General features: G+C 69.2%; 12 protein-coding genes. 9 read left to right on the top strand and 3 right to left on the bottom strand.

Translation table 11 applies throughout. The features are described from left to right. Window positions 1-3: 3 nt before the first annotated feature. The gene (locus ACYU7L_RS17560) at window positions 4-648 is read left to right on the top strand and encodes a fasciclin domain-containing protein (RefSeq protein ID WP_460799332.1); all 645 of its coding nucleotides are present in this window, start codon (window positions 4-6) and stop codon (window positions 646-648) included. A gap of 287 nt (window positions 649-935) precedes the next feature. Further along, the gene (locus tag ACYU7L_RS17555) at window positions 936-3,185 is read left to right on the top strand and encodes an exopolysaccharide biosynthesis polyprenyl glycosylphosphotransferase (protein WP_460799330.1); all 2,250 of its coding nucleotides are present in this window, start codon (window positions 936-938) and stop codon (window positions 3,183-3,185) included. A gap of 35 nt (window positions 3,186-3,220) precedes the next feature. On the opposite strand, the gene ACYU7L_RS17550 is transcribed toward ACYU7L_RS17555, so the two are convergent. Further along, window positions 3,221-4,282, bottom strand: coding sequence for a response regulator (locus ACYU7L_RS17550; protein WP_460799327.1), 1,062 nt, complete (start codon window positions 4,280-4,282; stop codon window positions 3,221-3,223). A gap of 223 nt (window positions 4,283-4,505) precedes the next feature. On the opposite strand from ACYU7L_RS17550, the gene ACYU7L_RS17545 reads away from it, so the two are divergent. Both ACYU7L_RS17545 and ACYU7L_RS17540 read left to right on the top strand, forming a co-directional pair. After that, window positions 4,506-5,759 carry a lipopolysaccharide biosynthesis protein gene (locus ACYU7L_RS17545; protein ID WP_460799325.1) on the top strand — a complete coding sequence of 418 codons (1,254 nt, stop codon included), beginning with the start codon at window positions 4,506-4,508 and terminating at the stop codon, window positions 5,757-5,759. 19 nt (window positions 5,760-5,778) lie between these two features. Further along, window positions 5,779-6,717 (top strand): glycosyltransferase family 2 protein, encoded by a 939-nt coding sequence (locus ACYU7L_RS17540; protein ID WP_460799323.1) that lies wholly within the window; start codon window positions 5,779-5,781, stop codon window positions 6,715-6,717. A gap of 18 nt (window positions 6,718-6,735) precedes the next feature. Here ACYU7L_RS17540 and ACYU7L_RS17535 read toward each other — a convergent pair whose 3' ends face one another. Together ACYU7L_RS17535 and ACYU7L_RS17530 are read right to left on the bottom strand one after the other, a co-directional pair. Further along, window positions 6,736-8,067 carry a Wzz/FepE/Etk N-terminal domain-containing protein gene (locus ACYU7L_RS17535; RefSeq protein WP_460799321.1) on the bottom strand — a complete coding sequence of 444 codons (1,332 nt, stop codon included), beginning with the start codon at window positions 8,065-8,067 and terminating at the stop codon, window positions 6,736-6,738. Window positions 8,068-8,160: 93 nt separating this feature from the next. Further along, entirely contained in the window at window positions 8,161-9,006 is an 846-nt protein-coding gene (locus ACYU7L_RS17530) for a glycosyltransferase (RefSeq protein ID WP_460799319.1), read from the bottom strand. Window positions 9,007-9,040: 34 nt separating this feature from the next. On the opposite strand from ACYU7L_RS17530, the gene ACYU7L_RS17525 reads away from it, so the two are divergent. The 5 genes from ACYU7L_RS17525 to ACYU7L_RS17505 all read left to right on the top strand — a co-directional run. Beyond that, entirely contained in the window at window positions 9,041-10,396 is a 1,356-nt protein-coding gene (locus ACYU7L_RS17525; RefSeq protein ID WP_460799317.1) for an O-antigen ligase family protein, read from the top strand. Between the two features lie 206 nt (window positions 10,397-10,602). Further along, window positions 10,603-11,841, top strand: coding sequence for an ethanolamine utilization protein EutH (locus tag ACYU7L_RS17520; protein ID WP_460799315.1), 1,239 nt, complete (start codon window positions 10,603-10,605; stop codon window positions 11,839-11,841). A gap of 12 nt (window positions 11,842-11,853) precedes the next feature. Then, on the top strand, window positions 11,854-12,144 hold the full coding sequence (locus tag ACYU7L_RS17515; protein ID WP_460799313.1) for a EutN/CcmL family microcompartment protein: 291 nt from the start codon (window positions 11,854-11,856) through the stop codon (window positions 12,142-12,144). Between the two features lie 13 nt (window positions 12,145-12,157). Continuing rightward, window positions 12,158-13,612, top strand: a complete 1,455-nt coding sequence (locus ACYU7L_RS17510) for an ethanolamine ammonia-lyase reactivating factor EutA (RefSeq protein WP_460799309.1) — start codon at window positions 12,158-12,160, stop codon at window positions 13,610-13,612. Between the two features lie 43 nt (window positions 13,613-13,655). Next, a partial coding sequence (locus ACYU7L_RS17505) for an ethanolamine ammonia-lyase subunit EutB (RefSeq protein ID WP_460799307.1) occupies window positions 13,656-15,010 on the top strand: 1,355 nt, incomplete at its 3' end.

Below are 15,010 nucleotides of genomic sequence, written 5' to 3'. Positions count from 1 at the left end.
ATCATGAACCAGCGTCACAGCATCAAGCTCGGCCTCGTCGGCGTCGTCACGGCAGCCCTGGCCGGCAGCACCCTGGGCGTCGCCCCCGCTCAGGCCGCGGACGAGTCGGCGCGCAAGGCCGGCAATCGCAGCCTGGCCACGGTGCTCGCCGCAGACAGTGGCTTCGACCGCAAGTGGACCGACTTCGACATCGTGGAGCAGGCGGTCCTCACGGTCCTCGACGCGAAGCCGGACAGCGCGGTCAAGGTCCTCACCCAGGGAGGCACGCGTCTCACCGCGTTCGTGCCCAACGACCGCGCATTCCGGCGTCTCGCCCACGACCTCACCGGCAAGCGCTTCCACTCCGAGAAGAGTGTCTTCAACGCCATCGCGAGCGTGGCGGACGTGGACACCCTCGAGACCGTGCTGCTCTACCACGTCGCGCCCGGCAAGACCCTCAACTCTCGTCGGGTCGTGGCACTGAACAACAAGGAGGTGACGACGGCACTGGGCTCGAAGCTGACGGTCCGTGTGCGCGGCGGCAAGGTCTTCCTCAACGACGCCGACCGCAACGACCCCAACCCGCGCGTGGTCGCCCTCGACATCAACAAGGGCAACAAGCAGATCGCGCACGGCATCAACCTCGTTCTGCGCCCGATCGACCTCTGAGCGACACGCACAGCACGACCTAGAGCGACACCGTCGGCCGGCCCGGGACACCCGGGCCGGCCGGCGGCATCTGGCCAAGGCATCGGGCCAAGGCATCGGGCCAAGGGCATCGGGGCCCCCAGGCAACAACTTGGACAGCACTCGGACACGTTCTGTCGCTACGGCTGCACTTCAGCTCGGTCTCTCCTACTTTCGTGCCGGCGAGGCATTGGGCGCTCGCCGGACGGGGGGAGATCACGATGGCTCCCGCGCGCCCACCACGGTGGCAGCTCACGTTGGCGCGGCGGGTGAGTGCCGGTGACCTTGTGGTCATCCAAGCGGCGTTGTACGCCGCGTGGTGGGTGCGATTCGGTGAGGACGGGTCGGACAGGATCAACGGAGACCTCCGCTATCTGACCGCGGCCTGGGTGATCGGGCTGGTGTGGTGGCTGCTGTTGAAGGGGCTGCGCGCCCAGGAGCCCGCGGTGCTCGGCACCCCCGAGGAGCTCCCACGGGTGCTACACGCGACGTTCACCCTCTTCGGGGCGCTCGCGATCACCGCCCTGGTGGCCAATCTGAGCTTCTCGCGCCACTACCTACTGCTCACCGCGGTGTTCGGATGTGCCGGCCTCGCGGCCGAGCGCTGGCTGTGGCGGCGCTGGCTGCGCCGTGAGCGGCGGGTGGGCCGCGCTCACTGCGGCGTCCTGATCCTGGGCACCACGCGGTCGGCCCGGCGGGTCGCCACGGCGTTCGCTGCCAGGCCCGAGCTCGGCTATCGGGTCACCGGTGTCCTGTTGACCGACCAGGAGGACGAGCCGACGAGTCTGCACGGCCTGGAGGGCGGCGACCATGCGATCCCCGTCTTCCCGGCGCAGTGTGACGTCACTGAGGTGGTGAGGTCGACCGAGGCGGACACCGTGCTGGCCACCTCCAGCGAGCAGCTCGGCCCCGATGGGCTCAACGATCTGCTGTGGCAGCTGCACCCTCTCGGCGTCGAGCTCCTCGTCTCGCCCAACGTCGTCGGCGTCTCCCAGCCGCGCCTCCACCTGCGTGAGGTCGGGTCGCAGTCGTTCGTCCACGTCGAAGCCCCTCGCTACTCGAGCAGCAACCAGACGTCCAAGCGTGCCTTCGACCTCGTCTTCGCGAGCGTGGCCCTGCTCGTCCTGTGGCCGGTGCTGCTGGCCGCCGCGGTCGCCGTACGCCTCAGCGGCACGGGCCCGGCGCTGCAACGCGTCGAGCGGCTCGGCTCCGAGGGCGAGCGCTTCGGGATGTGGAGGTTCGCGACCAGCCGGCCGGGGGCGGACGTCGACGCCCCGCGTGCGAACCCCATCGATCTGGATGGTCTGGAACAGATCGGGGAGCCGGACAACCCTCGACTGCTGGCAGATGCCCACGACCCGAGGATCACCCGGGTCGGTGCCTTCCTCGACCGCTCCTCGATCCGAGAGCTTCCCCAGCTGTTCAACGTGCTCACCGGCGACATGAGCGTGGTCGGACCTCGTCCGGGGACCCCCGGGGAGGCAGGTGACCAGAGCGAGCTCGCCCAGCGCCGTCTGCTCGTGAAGCAGGGGATGACCGGCACCTGGCAGGTCAGCGGCCGCACCGACATGTCGTGGGACGAGGCGGTGAAGCTCGACCTGGAGTACGTCGAGAACTGGTCGATGCTGCGCGACCTCGGCATCGTCTGGCGGACCTTCCGACTGCTGCTGGTCCGCACCCTGCTGTTGCGTCGCGTGAGCCGGATGCAGGCGGATCTCCAGGCATCGGCTCCCGACAGCAGGGTCCGGCTGCGGGTCGACAGCAGGGGGAGGCTCTTCCTCAACGCCTATCCGCTCTTCAGCTCGGACAGCGTCGCCCTCATCGAGCATTTCGACTCGTTGCTCAGCCAGAAGCGGCCCGCACTCGTGGTCACCGCCAACGTGGACCAGCTGCTCGACCTCGAACGCGAGTCTGCGACCGGTCAGGTCTATGCGGGTGCGGATCTCATCGTGATCGACGGCCAGCCGGTCGTGCAGCTGGCTCGGATGCTCGGCGCCGCTGACGTGCACCGGCACACCGGGGCAGACCTGCTGCCGATGGTGGCCGAGCACTCGGCCACCCGCGGATGGCGGGTCTCGGTCCTCGGCGGGGCTCCCGGCGTGGCCGAGCGTGCCTCTGCTCAGCTGCGGGAGCGCTATCCCAACAGCCAGGTCTCCGCCGTCGAGTTCCCCATCGTCACGGGAGTGGAGGACGAGGCCTCGTTGCCGGTGATCGAGGAGCTGACGCGCCAGGCCCCCGATGCCGTCTTCGTCTGCCTCGGCGCCCCCAAGCAGGAGCTGTGGTTCCTGCACTGGCGCGACCGGCTGCCACCCGCCGTGTACGTCGGTGCCGGGGCGGCGGTCGACTTCGCGGCCGGTGCGGTGAGCCGCGCGCCACGCGTGGTCCAGCGGGTGGGAGGCGAGTGGGTGTGGCGTCTGGCCCAGGAGCCTCGACGTCTGGCCGGGCGCTACCTCCTGAAGGGGCCTCGTTTCGCGCTCGTCATCGCCAGGTCGATGCGGCGTGGTCCCGTGAAGCCGTGATCGTCCAGATCAGGCGCGGGTGCGAGACGGGGCTGCTATCGGGCGACGCGCCGATAGCCGATGCCCGAGACCGCCTCGATCCATCGCGGCCGCACCCGGCTCTCGCCCAGCTTGGCGAGCAGGCTGACCACGACCGCGTCGGCCGCGCTGCGGTCCGTGAAGGTGAGTGTCTCGGGGGTCTCGGTGATCAGCCGAGCGATCATCGCGCGACTGTGCACCTTGCGCGCTCCGGTGAGCAGGGCGTGCAGGACGAGCAGCTCCTCAGGAGAGACGTCGATGCTCTCGCCGTCGATCCTGACCTGGCCGGTCGCCAACTGCAGGGACAGCCCACGCGTCTCGATCCAGGGGTCATCGACATCGGTCACCGGATCGACAACGGGTGCCTGCTCGAGCGTCGGGGCGACCTCGCTGACCGGGGCCGCCTCGAGGGCTTCGGCGGGCTCGTCGGGCCCGACGGCTTCGTCGGGCTCGTCGGCTTCGACGGGTTCGACCGGATCGACGGGATCGACGGGATCGACGGGATCGGGTGCAGGTGACGGTGCCAATGGTGATGACGCAGGGATGGGGGGCGGGGGCATGGGAAGTGGGGGCACGGGAGGCATGCGAGGAGGCTGCGGGACGTCGGGGGCGCTGCCCACCAGCTCGGCGACCTCTGCAAGCGGCGACGGCGTGCTGGCAGCGACCGCTGTGACTGCCGGACGCTCCCGATCTGCCCCGCCCACCATGGCGCGCGGGCGTCGCACGAGTGCCTCGACACGGGCCCGGAACGCGCGAGGGCTCAGCGGCTTGGCGACGTATCCATCAGCCCCGACTCCCAGACTCAGGACGACGTCGATCTCGGTCTGCTTGGAGGTCACGATGAGCACGAAGCAGTTGCTGAACTCCCGGATGCGTCGCGTGGTCTCGAACCCGTCGATGCCGGGCATGTCCAAGTCGACGGTGACCAGCAATGGTTGATGGCGGCGCACGGCCTCGATGCCGGCAGGGCCGTCAACGGCGGTCACGACGTCGAAACCCGATTGGCTCAGGATGGTCGAGATCAGAGATATCTGATCCAGGTCGTCGTCGATCACGACGGCGACGTGCACTGAGCTCACCGCAGCATGCTACCGCTGCGGTGAGCCCGAGTCTGCGAGTCGGCCAGGAGCACGTACCCTTTCTGCCGACCAACGCCAACTCGGGGAATCGGCACATCGCCACGACTGAGATACGCGCGACGGCGCAACCGAGGAGCTGCCCGATGGGTGTCGTTGCGTGAACGTGCCCTCGGCGCCGGAGACGGCCACTTCGCCATCGGCAGGGACCGCATCGGGACGGCGTTTGCTGGCGCACTCGTTCACCTCGGTCATCGACCAGGCCTGGCTCAGCCTGCTCAACATGGGGGTCGGCCTCGCGCTGGTGCGCGGCACGTCCCAGACGGACTACGGCACCTACGCCCAGTTGTTCGCGGCGGGTCTGCTTGCTGTCACGGTGGCCGAGGCCGTCGTGGTCAACCCCCTCACCACGCTGGGCTCAACTCGCCGCGAGCATGAGCGTGGCTCTCTGGTCGGTGACCTGGTGGCTCTCCATCGCCGTACGACCGGCCTGATCGTCCTGGTGCTCGGCCTCGCGGCCTACCTGGTGCTGGGACCCGGTGAGGGAAAGGCTGCTGCCGTCGCCGGAGCCTTCACGGTCTACACCTACCTCACCGTCAGGCGTGAGCTTCAGCGTGCGATCGGATTCCTGGAGGGACGACCGGGCTCCGTGCTGGTCACCGACATCGCCTACGGCGTCGTGATGCTCGGTGCGGTCGGGGCGCTCGCCTGGTGGGGCCGCCTCGATCTCGCGATGGTGCTGCTCGCGATGGCGGGTGCCGCCCTGGTCCCGCTCGTGGTGGGAGCCCGGCTGCCCGGCCGGGAAGGCGACCGAGGGGAGTATGCGCACCATCGCAGGGAGGCGCTGGTGCGGGCCCGCCTCGCTCTTCCGGGCGCCCTGATCTCATGGGTGGTGAACTTCAGCTACCTCTACGTGGCCGCGGCGTTGGTCAGCACCGCAGCCGCCGCTGAGCTGAACGCCTCGCGTCTCCTCCTGGTTCCGATCTCGTTGAGCGTCGTCGCCTGGGCGAGGGTCGCGCGGCCCATGCTGGGACGGGTGTTGGCCGACGACGACCGAGGCGTGCTTCGACGACTCGTCGTGACGTCGTCGGTCGCCCTGGTGGTGGTCGCCTTTGCCTACTCGGCCGTGGTCGTCGCGGGCTTGCCCTGGCTCGAGGAGCATGTCCTCGGCGGCGACTACGACGATCTCGGTGCCCTCGTGATCGCCTGGGCGGTCTACTTCCTGGCCTACTCGCTCAGGTCGATCGGGACTGTCCTGTTGCTGAGTCTGGACGCCTACAAGGTGCTGCTCGTCAGTGCGGTCGTGAGCCTCGGGCTGCTCGCTGTTGCGCTGCCGGTCCTGCTGCTGCTCTTCGGTACGGCCGGAGCGGTGTCGGCACTCGTGGTCGTGGAAGTGATGACCGGCGTCCTGGTGTGGGGACGTTTCGTGCCGCACGCGCTCCGGGGCTACCGCCCTACCCGCACCGGGGCAAGCCGTTGACCACGTCCAAGGAGGAGCCATGAACCCCCGCCCGGACGCGACGCCCGACATCAGCGTGTGCATCTGCACCTATCGGCGTCCCGCCCTGCTCTCGAGTCTCCTGGCAAGGCTGGCCAGCCACGACTTCGGGACGGTGACCGCAGAGATCATCGTCGTCGACAACGACCCTGATGGGTCCGCTCTGCCGGTCGTCGAGGGGCACCGATCCAGCATGCCCTTCCCGGTGGTGGTGCGCCGGGTCCTCGAGCCGAGCATCGCATTGGCCCGCAATGCGGCGGTGGCAGCTGCCCGCGGGGTGTTCGTCCTCATGATCGACGACGACGAATGGCCCGAGCCCGGCTGGGCGACGGCGCTTCTGGAGACCCAACGACGCTTCGATGCGGATGCTGTCCTGGGACCTGTCCGTCCGCACTTCGCCGACGGCGTCGACCCCTGGATCAGGGACGGCGGGTTCTTCGCCGTGCCCCGACGCCCCACCGGTCAGCGGATGCGTCCCAACGAGAGCTTCACGGGCAACGCCCTCGTACGACGGGAGCTGCTCGGCGCGCTGCCCGGCCCGTTCGACCCCGACTTCGGGAGAACCGGAGGCGAGGACTGCATGATGTTCGGGGACCTGGAACGCCTCGGGGCCCGGCTCGTGTGGTGTGCCGAGGCGATGGTCAACGAGATCGTGCCGCCCGAACGAGCGACGCGTCGGTGGCTGCTGGTGAGGTCCTTCAGCGGCGGGCAGACCTACGCGCGGACCCAGGTGGTCCGGCTGCGCGGCGCATCGCGCGTCCGCCGCTCGGTGGTGCTGCTGGTGGGGTCGTTGGCGAGGATCCCGGTGGCCCTTCTCATGGCACTGGTGCACGTGCCGCAGTCCCGAGCGTCCGCGTTCACCTGGTTCCGGCGGGCCGTCGCGTACACCGGACAACTCACGGGCATCGCCGATCGCCGGTTCCAGCACTACCGCTCCTGAGCGGCCTCGCAGGATCCGTCAGTCGTCGACCACGTCCCCCTGGCTCACCAGTCGGCGCTCGAAGTCGGCGCGGTCCCGAGCGGCGATGTCGTCGATCACCAGGCCCACGACACGCATGCTCGCGGCCCGGATCTCCCTGGCGACCTGTGCCAGCTGATCGCGTTGCACGGCCGGGGTGACTACGAGCACGACTGCCTCGACGTGCTGAGCCAGCAGCGCCAGAGCGGACAGGTCCGTGGTGGAGGTCCCGTCAACGACCACGGTCTCGAAGCCGCCACGCAGATCCTCGATCGCGGCGGCGAGTGCGGCGCCGGCGTACTGACTGGACGCGTCGCTCGTGGAGGACCCTGAGGGCACCACACTCATCGTCGAGTCACCCCACGGGACGACGATCTCGTCCAGGGTCGCCTCGCCAGAGAGGACGTCGGCCAGCCCGGGAGTCACGCCTACGCCCAGCGCGGTGGTGGTGCGTCCGCCCAGCAGATCGGCGTCGACCCAGACCACGCTTCGCTCGGTCTCGGCGATTATCGGTGCGAGGCGGGAGGCGAGTCGGGAGGCTGAGGAGCCCTCGGCGATGGAGGCGAGCAGGAACGCGCGAGGGGCATGACCCACCGCGGCGAGCATCGAGGCCCAGACCAAGCGGGTGGCGCGCTGACTGTCGGGGGTGGACTCCGAGCCGGGCTCGGGGAGCAGCCCGAGCACCGGCAGACCGGTCAGCTCCTCCACCTCGCCGACCGACGTCACCCGGCGGCGCAGCGCCTCCAGGGCGATGGCGATCGAGAGGCCGAGAATCGCTCCCAGGAGGAGACCGGCCAAGAGGTTGACGCGGATGTTGGGGGAGTCCCGGAACTCGGGAGCGGTGGCGTCCTGGATGACGCTGAGCCGCATCGGCGCCCGCTTGCCCTCACTTCGCTGCTCGAGGGCCTCGACGACGGACGGGAGCTCCTTGGCGATCGCCGCGGCAAGCTCGGCTGCCTCGTCGGGGGCATCGTCGTGGGCCGTGATCTCCACGACGACTGTGTTCAGCGGAACCGTGACGGAGACCTGTCGGGAGAGCTCTCGGGAGCTGACGTCCAGGTCGAGTTCGTCGATCACGTCGTCGAGCACGGTCGGTGTGGTGACCAGCTGGGCATAGCTCTTCACCTGGTCTCGTGTGTAGAGACCGGAGTTGAGAAGCTCGGAGCCGTTGGCGTCGGTGATCGTCGGGGAGGCGTAGAGCTTGGTCGTCGAGGAGTACACCGGCGTCGCGAGCACCGAGTAGAGGCCGGCGGCACCGACACCGAGGACGACGCCCAGGATGATCACCAGCAGCCGTCGGCGGACGAGGGAGACCAGTCGATGAGTTGTCACTGACGGCGCTCCTGGTGGCTGACGAATTTTCGAGAATGCTATCGATGCCGGTGGCTGCCCGTGGGGAAATCGCTCACCGGCAAGAGCTGCCGTTCACCCCATCGTCTGCCGACTCGTCTCATCGCGGGTCCACCGGAGGTCACCAGCGGCCAGCCGTCGTCGTGCCCGCAGCTCGACCAGGAGTCGCACCCCGAGGTAGACCGTGAACGCGGGCCACAGTCGCGGCTGGCGACTCACGGACCGCACCAGCCCCGGGGGAGCGCCAGTGCTGGCGGCCATGGCATGGTCCCGCTGGAGCTGCAGATTGCCCGTGGTCGAGCGGGTCAGCCGGCCCACCAGTGCCCGCGCCGTGCGGGGCGCGGTGTAGACGAACTCGTGGCCCTCGAGGACCGTTCGGTCCTCACCGGCCATTCGCTCGATCCACAGATCGTCGCCCACGACATCGGGGAACTTCCCGAATTGCGCGCGCGCGGCCGCGTTCAACCCATAGACACCGCAGCCGATCGGGCCGCGTCGGACGTAGGGGGTGCACGTCCACACTGCGTGGTAGGCGCGCGACGCCCAACTGGCGCCCGCCGTGTCCACCACCATCCGTGGAGCCGCCGTCAGCGGTGCCGCAGTGGTTCCGAGGAGGTCGGCCAGGGCCAGGAGTGCCGGGCCCGTGATGCGGGCATCGGCGTCGACGTAGGCCCTCGGCAGCACGGATGCGGCGGCATCGCCCGCGTTGAGGGCGGCGATCTTGGAGGCCGTGTCGATCTCCAGGACGATCGCGTCAGGAGCCGCGCTCCGCGCGGCGTCGGCGGTGTCGTCCGTGCACCCGTTGGCCACGACGACCAGCTCGAGCTCGTGGGAGTGCGCAGACAGCTCGGTGAGCAACCGGCCGATCACGCGTTCTTCGTTGTGGGCTGGGACGACCACCGACATGCGCAGCCCGGTCATGCCGCAGATGGTAGCGGTGTCGTAGCATCGCCGGATGGTCGGCTCCGCCCGCGCACGCGGTCCACGCGCGGCCGGGCGCCGGAGAACTGCGCGCGAAGCACGTGGTGATCAGGTGGTGGCCTTCCTGCTGGCCGGGCTGTGGGTCTACGTGATGGCCATCGTGATCAACGTCCGGTTCCCGAGCGCCGCCCTGGGCATAGTCGCGGAGATCTTCATCCTCGGGGTGAGTCTCGCTTCGGTCGCAGTGTGTGTGGTGTGGCACGAGGACATCGTCGAGGCCGGGCTCGGCCGGGCTGCGCTGTTGATCTCGCCGGCGCTCTACCTGACGGTGCGGGACCTCTACGAGGGACAGTTCGACCATCGTGCCCTCACATTCGTGGGCATCACGCTGGCGATCGCGGCTGCACGGCCACGGCTGCGGGTGCTCCGGGTCCTGGCTGTGCTGCTGATCGTCACGGCCGCCACGGCGCTGTTGATGGGGGTCCTGGTGCCCTCGGTCGGGCTGACCGAGGTGGACACCGCCGGCAACCTGCGCACCGACAAGCAACTGCTCCCCGGGCTGGGCATGCTCGTCGGGATGTATCCGCACGAGAACAGCCTGGGGCAATCCATGGCGTTGGGGTTTCCGCTGGTGCTGCTCCTGCGCCGCTCCCGGGCACGCTGGTTGGGTGGCCTGGTCGTGGTCGTGGCGTGCGTCTGGTCCTCGAGTCGTGGCTCGCTCGCCGCGATCGCCCTCACCGTTGTCCTGGTCCTGGGGCTGTCGTTGATCACCGACCGAGGACTTCGTTCGCGGGCGGAGCGCCTGGTGATAGGGGCCTCCGTCGGCGTGTTGGTAGCGCTGCCGTTCCTGTTGAGGCCAGAGGACGACGCCTTCACGAGCCGCGGCTCGATCTGGCGCAACTCGATCACGGCATGGTGGCAGAGCGATCCCCTGTGGGGACTCGGTAGTCGATGGTTCACCGACATGCAGGAGAACTCGGCATCATCGGTCATCTCGGCGGCGAGCCACGCTCACAACCAGGCGGTGCAGGCCGCCGTCACCGGCGGAGTGATCCTCCTCGGTCTCTTCATCCTGCAGATCGGCGTCGTCACTCGTCTGACGACCATGACCCATTCCCGCGACGACGTCGTCGCCAGCGCCTTCGTCGCCTCGTTGGTGGTGAGCTCCTGGTTGGAGCTGACCGTCGGCTACGTGGACGGCATGATGACGTGGCCCTGGACCTTCCCCGTGCTGGCGGTCCTGGTCTTCCGCCGCGACGGCGGCGCACGTCGTACTCGACGTCCGGTGGTCCGTCACGCCGGGGACGAGCTCGCGGGCGGGGCCGCGACCTTGGATTGGGTGGAGCTGCAGGATCGGGCCGTCGCACGCGAGCACGGGCCCCGACGCTAGACCGGCCGTCGCGTCGAAGCCTCCGCGGCGCGAGAGGCACTAGTCCGTTCGGGCTATCTGCAAGTGACGCGCGTAGCCCGTTCGGAGGGACCTTTGCCTCCCCCCAGAGGGACGATCGACCGCGAGAATCCGAGATGGGAGCGCTCCGGAGTATAAGTCGCGGGATCCCCTGCGAGCTCACGGACGCACCGCCCCCGGAGGCGGCCATGGACATCAACGAAGTCATTGTCTGGATCATGATGATCTGCATGGTCATCGGCGGTATCGACCGGGCCATCGGCAACAAGTTCGGGATCGGCGAGAAGTTCGAAGAGGGCTTCATGGCCCTCGGCGCCCTGGCACTCGCCATGGTGGGTGTCGTCTCGCTGGCCCCCGTGCTCGCCAAGCTGCTGGAGCCCGTCGTCGTGCCGGTCTACGAGTTCCTCGGTGCGGACCCCTCGATGTTCGCCACCACCCTGCTGGCGAACGACATGGGTGGCTATCCGCTTGCCATGGAGATGGCCGACTCGACCGACGCCGGCCTCCTCGCCGGCACCATCCTGGGCGCGATGATGGGCCCCACGATCGTCTTCACGATCCCCGTGGCGCTCGGGATCATCGACGTCGAGGACCGCAAGTTCCTGGCCCAGGGCGTCCTGGCCGGCATCGTCACGATCCCGCTCGGGGTGCTTGTCGGCGGCCTGGTCGCTGGCTTCTCGCCCTCGTTGGTCTTCGCCAACCTGGTCCCGATCGTGATCGCTGCGGCGCTGATCGCGATCGGTCTGTGGCGCGCGCCGGACAAGATGACCACCGGGTTCCTCTACTTCGGCAAGGGCCTGGTCTTCGTGATCACCATCGGGCTCGTGCTCGCGGTGTTCGAGTACATGACCGAGACGCAGATCATGCCCGACGGCTGGGAGCTGGCGCCGCCCACCGAGGGTCTCGCGATCATCGGTTCCATCGGCATGATGCTGCTCGGCGCGTTCCCGTTCGTCTTCCTGGTCATCAAGTTCGGAGAGAAGCCGCTGTCGAAGGTCGGCGGGCTCCTCGGCATGAACGACAGCGCTGCCGGCGGCATGATCGCGACGCTGGCCAACAACATCCCGATGTTCCAGATCTTCAAGGACATGGACAACCGCGGGAAGGTGCTCAACGCGGCCTTCGCCGTGAGCGCCGCGTTCACCTTCGGTGACCACCTCGGCTTCACCGCCGGCGTGGAGCGCGACATGATCTTCCCGATGATCGTCGGCAAGCTGGTCGCCGGCTTCACCGCCGTCGCCGTCGCCTGGCTCTTCTTCCGCAAGACCTACCCGGCGTACGCCGGCGAGACGGGCGGCACGCTGGACCCGGCGACCGCCGTCGCGCCCGACGCCGTACCTCGTGAGGCGGCGGAGTTCGGATCGGGTGCGGACCCCACGACCCCCACCGAGAAGAGAACGACCCCCCAGCACAAGTCCGGCGTGTAGACGGGGACTGGGATGCTCATCGCGCGCGTCGTCGGCTCGGCCGTCTCGACGATCAAGGCGGCCGAGCTCCGCGGCCTGAAGCTGCTGGTCCTGCGAGAGGCGACCCCCTCCGACGAGCTCGTCGGCGACCCGTTCGTGGCCGTCGACGGGGTCGGCGCCGGCGAGGGCGAGCTGGTCCTGGTGGCCCGGGGCAGCGCTGCTCGGCAGAGTGAGCAGACCAAGGACCGGCCCGTCGACGCCCTGATCATGGCCATCCTCGACTCGCTCGACGTCGAGGGCTCCATGACCTTCCGGAAGTCCTGAGGAGGCGGAGGAGGTGCACGGGAGTCGCGAGATGCTGAGCGTCGGGATCGACGTCGGCACGACCACCACCCAGGTGGTCCTCTCGCAGCTCACCGTGCGCAACAGCCGCCGACTCGGTCTCGTGCCCAGGCTCGAGGTCGACACCCGGGCAGTGCTCTACCAGAGCCCCGTCCATGCCACCCCGCTGGCATCTCCCGACGAGGTGGACGTCGTCCGCCTCACCGAGCTCGTCGAGAGGGAGTACGCCGCGGCGGGCGTCGGCCCCGCGGACGTGGAGACGGGCGCGGTGATCATCACCGGTGAGACCGCCCGGACCCGCAACGCCGAGGCGATCCTCAACGGGCTCTCGGGGCTCGCCGGCGACTTCGTCGTCACGGTGGCCGGCCCCAATCTGGAGGCGCAGATCGCCGGACGCGGGTCCGGCGCCGCGCAGTACTCCTCCGAGCGCTACACCACCGTCGTCAACGTCGACGTCGGCGGAGGCTCCTCCAACGCCGCGGTCTTCCGCGCCGGAGCCCACGTGGCCTCGGCGGCGATCATGGTCGGCGGTCGCCAGCTCACCTTGGACCGCGCGTCGGGGATCGTCACGCACCTGGGGCCCTCGGGGCGGGCGATCGTCGAGGAGCTCGGGATCGACCTCGTGGAGGGGCAGCGCGCGAGCGTCCCGGCGCTGCGCCAGCTGACCGACGCGATGGCCGACCTGATCGTCGACCTCGTGCTGGGGGAGCACCGCGCGTTGGCCGACCGGCTGTCGCTCACCCCGCCCCTGCCGAGGATCGACAACGTCACCGCGGTGTTCCTCTCGGGCGGCGTGGGGCGGTCGTTCTACGACGAGGATCCCGCCGAGGGGCTCGAGCAGATCTCGGCGTACGGCGACTGCGGTCCGCTCCTGGCCCGCTCGCTGCGCGAGGACGTGCGGCTGCGCCGGCTCAACGTCGTACGCCCTCCCGAGACGCTGCGCGCCACCGTGCTGGGGGCCGCGAGTCAGACGGTCACGCTGTCGGGGTCGACGATCTGGGCGGAGCCGGACCTGCTGCCGCTGCGCGACCTCCCGGTGATCCAGCCCGTGCTCGGTGCCGGGGACGGCGTCGCGATGCCGGCCCCCGCCGTGCTGGCTGAGGCGCTGAGGGCCGCCGTACAGCGGTGGGACCGCGGAGCCGAGACCGGCATCGCGCTGGCCCTCGACCTGCCCGGCGACCTGGACTACCCGGCGCTCTCCCGCCTGGCCGAGGGCGTCGTGGCCTACGTCGGCGCGACGCACCGCGAGCAGAGTCCGGTCGTGCTCGTGACCGAACGCGACTACGCCCAGGCGCTCGGCCAGACCATCAAGGGGCTCGCGCCCCAGCTGCCACTCGTCGCCATCGACCAGATCGGGCTCGGCGAGGGCGACTTCATCGACATCGGAGAGCCCGTCGTGGACGGCCGTGTCGTGCCCGTGTCCGTCAAGACCCTGGTCTTCTACCAATGAGGAAAGGTGCAGCCGCGATGACCGAGAGCGAGAGGTCACGAACATGTTGCTGAGGACGAAGCTGTTCGGCCAGACGTACGAGTTCGGCAGCATCAAGGAGCTCCTGGCCAAGGCCAACGAGGAGAAGTCGGGCGACCGGCAGGCCGGGATCGCGGCGGAGAGCGTCGCCGAGCGGGTCGCCGCTCGCTACGTCCTCGCGGAGGTACCGCTGTCGGTGATCCGCGCCAACCCCGCCGTTCCGTACGACGAGGACGAGGTGACCCGCGTCATCGACGACGCGGTCAACGAGGCCATCTACGACGAGATCAAGAGCTGGACGGTCGGAGACTTCCGGGAGTGGCTCCTGGCCGACACCACGACCGGCGACATGATCCGCAGGATCAGCAACGCGCTGACCGGCGAGATGGTGGCCGGCGTCACCAAGCTGATGTCGAACCTCGACCTGATCTGCGCGTCCCGCAAGATCAGGATCGTCGCGCACGCCCAGAACACCATCGGGCTCGAGGGCACGCTCGCCTCGCGCAACCAGCCCAACCACCCGACCGACTCGGTCGAGGGCATCCGGGCCTCCCTCTACGAGGGCCTGTCGTTCGGGTCCGGCGACAGCGTGATCGGCATCAACCCCTCCGACGACAGCGTCGGCAGCGTGATGCGCCTGCTGGACATGACCTACGACGTCATCCAGCGCTGGGAGATCCCGACCCAGAACTGCCTGCTCGCCCACGTCACCACCCAGATGGAGGCGATGAAGCGCGGCGCCCCGGTGGGCCTGGTCTTCCAGAGCCTGGCCGGCTCCCAGAAGGCCAACGAGGCCTTCGGCGTCAGCGTGGCGATGATGGACGAGGCCTATGCGCTGGCCAAGAAGCACTGCTGGACCGCCGGGCCCAACTACATGTACTTCGAGACGGGGCAGGGGACGGCGCTCTCGGCCGACGCCCACTACGACGCCGACCAGCTGGTGATGGAGGCCCGGATCTACGGGATGGCCAAGCGCTACCACCCGTTCCAGGTCAACACGGTCGTCGGCTTCATCGGGCCGGAGTACCTCTACGACACCGTGCAGATCACGCGGGCCGGGCTCGAGGACCACTTCATGGGCAAGCTGACCGGCATCTCGATGGGCGTCGACGCCTGCTACACCAACCACGCCAAGGCGGCGCAGAACGACATCGAGAACCTGGCGGTGCTGCTGTCGGCGGCCGGCTGCAACTACTTCATGGGCGTGCCGATGGGCGACGACGCGATGTTGTCCTACCAGTGCACCAGCTTCCACGACGCTCCCAGCCTGAGGCAGACCCTCGGCCTGCGTCCCCTGCCTGAGTTCGAGTCCTGGATGGAGGACCTCGGGTTGATGAGAGCCGGGCGACTGACCGAGAAGGCCGGCGACGCCTCCTTCTT

The sequence above is a fragment of the Nocardioides pacificus genome, assembly GCF_054775955.1.
This window is presented reverse-complemented; position numbering and strand designations above follow the sequence as displayed.

What these genes read in the sequence shown, in the direction of transcription:
- ACYU7L_RS17560 (WP_460799332.1), top strand. Translation starts at nt 4, where the DNA reads ATGAACCAGCGTCACAGCATCAAGCTCGGCCTCGTCGGCGTCGTCACG.
- ACYU7L_RS17540 (WP_460799323.1), top strand. Translation starts at nt 5,779, where the DNA reads ATGAACCCCCGCCCGGACGCGACGCCCGACATCAGCGTGTGCATCTGC.
- ACYU7L_RS17530 (WP_460799319.1), bottom strand. Translation starts at nt 9,006, where the DNA reads ATGACCGGGCTGCGCATGTCGGTGGTCGTCCCAGCCCACAACGAAGAA.
- ACYU7L_RS17525 (WP_460799317.1), top strand. Translation starts at nt 9,041, where the DNA reads ATGGTCGGCTCCGCCCGCGCACGCGGTCCACGCGCGGCCGGGCGCCGG.
- ACYU7L_RS17520 (WP_460799315.1), top strand. Translation starts at nt 10,603, where the DNA reads ATGGACATCAACGAAGTCATTGTCTGGATCATGATGATCTGCATGGTC.
- ACYU7L_RS17515 (WP_460799313.1), top strand. Translation starts at nt 11,854, where the DNA reads ATGCTCATCGCGCGCGTCGTCGGCTCGGCCGTCTCGACGATCAAGGCG.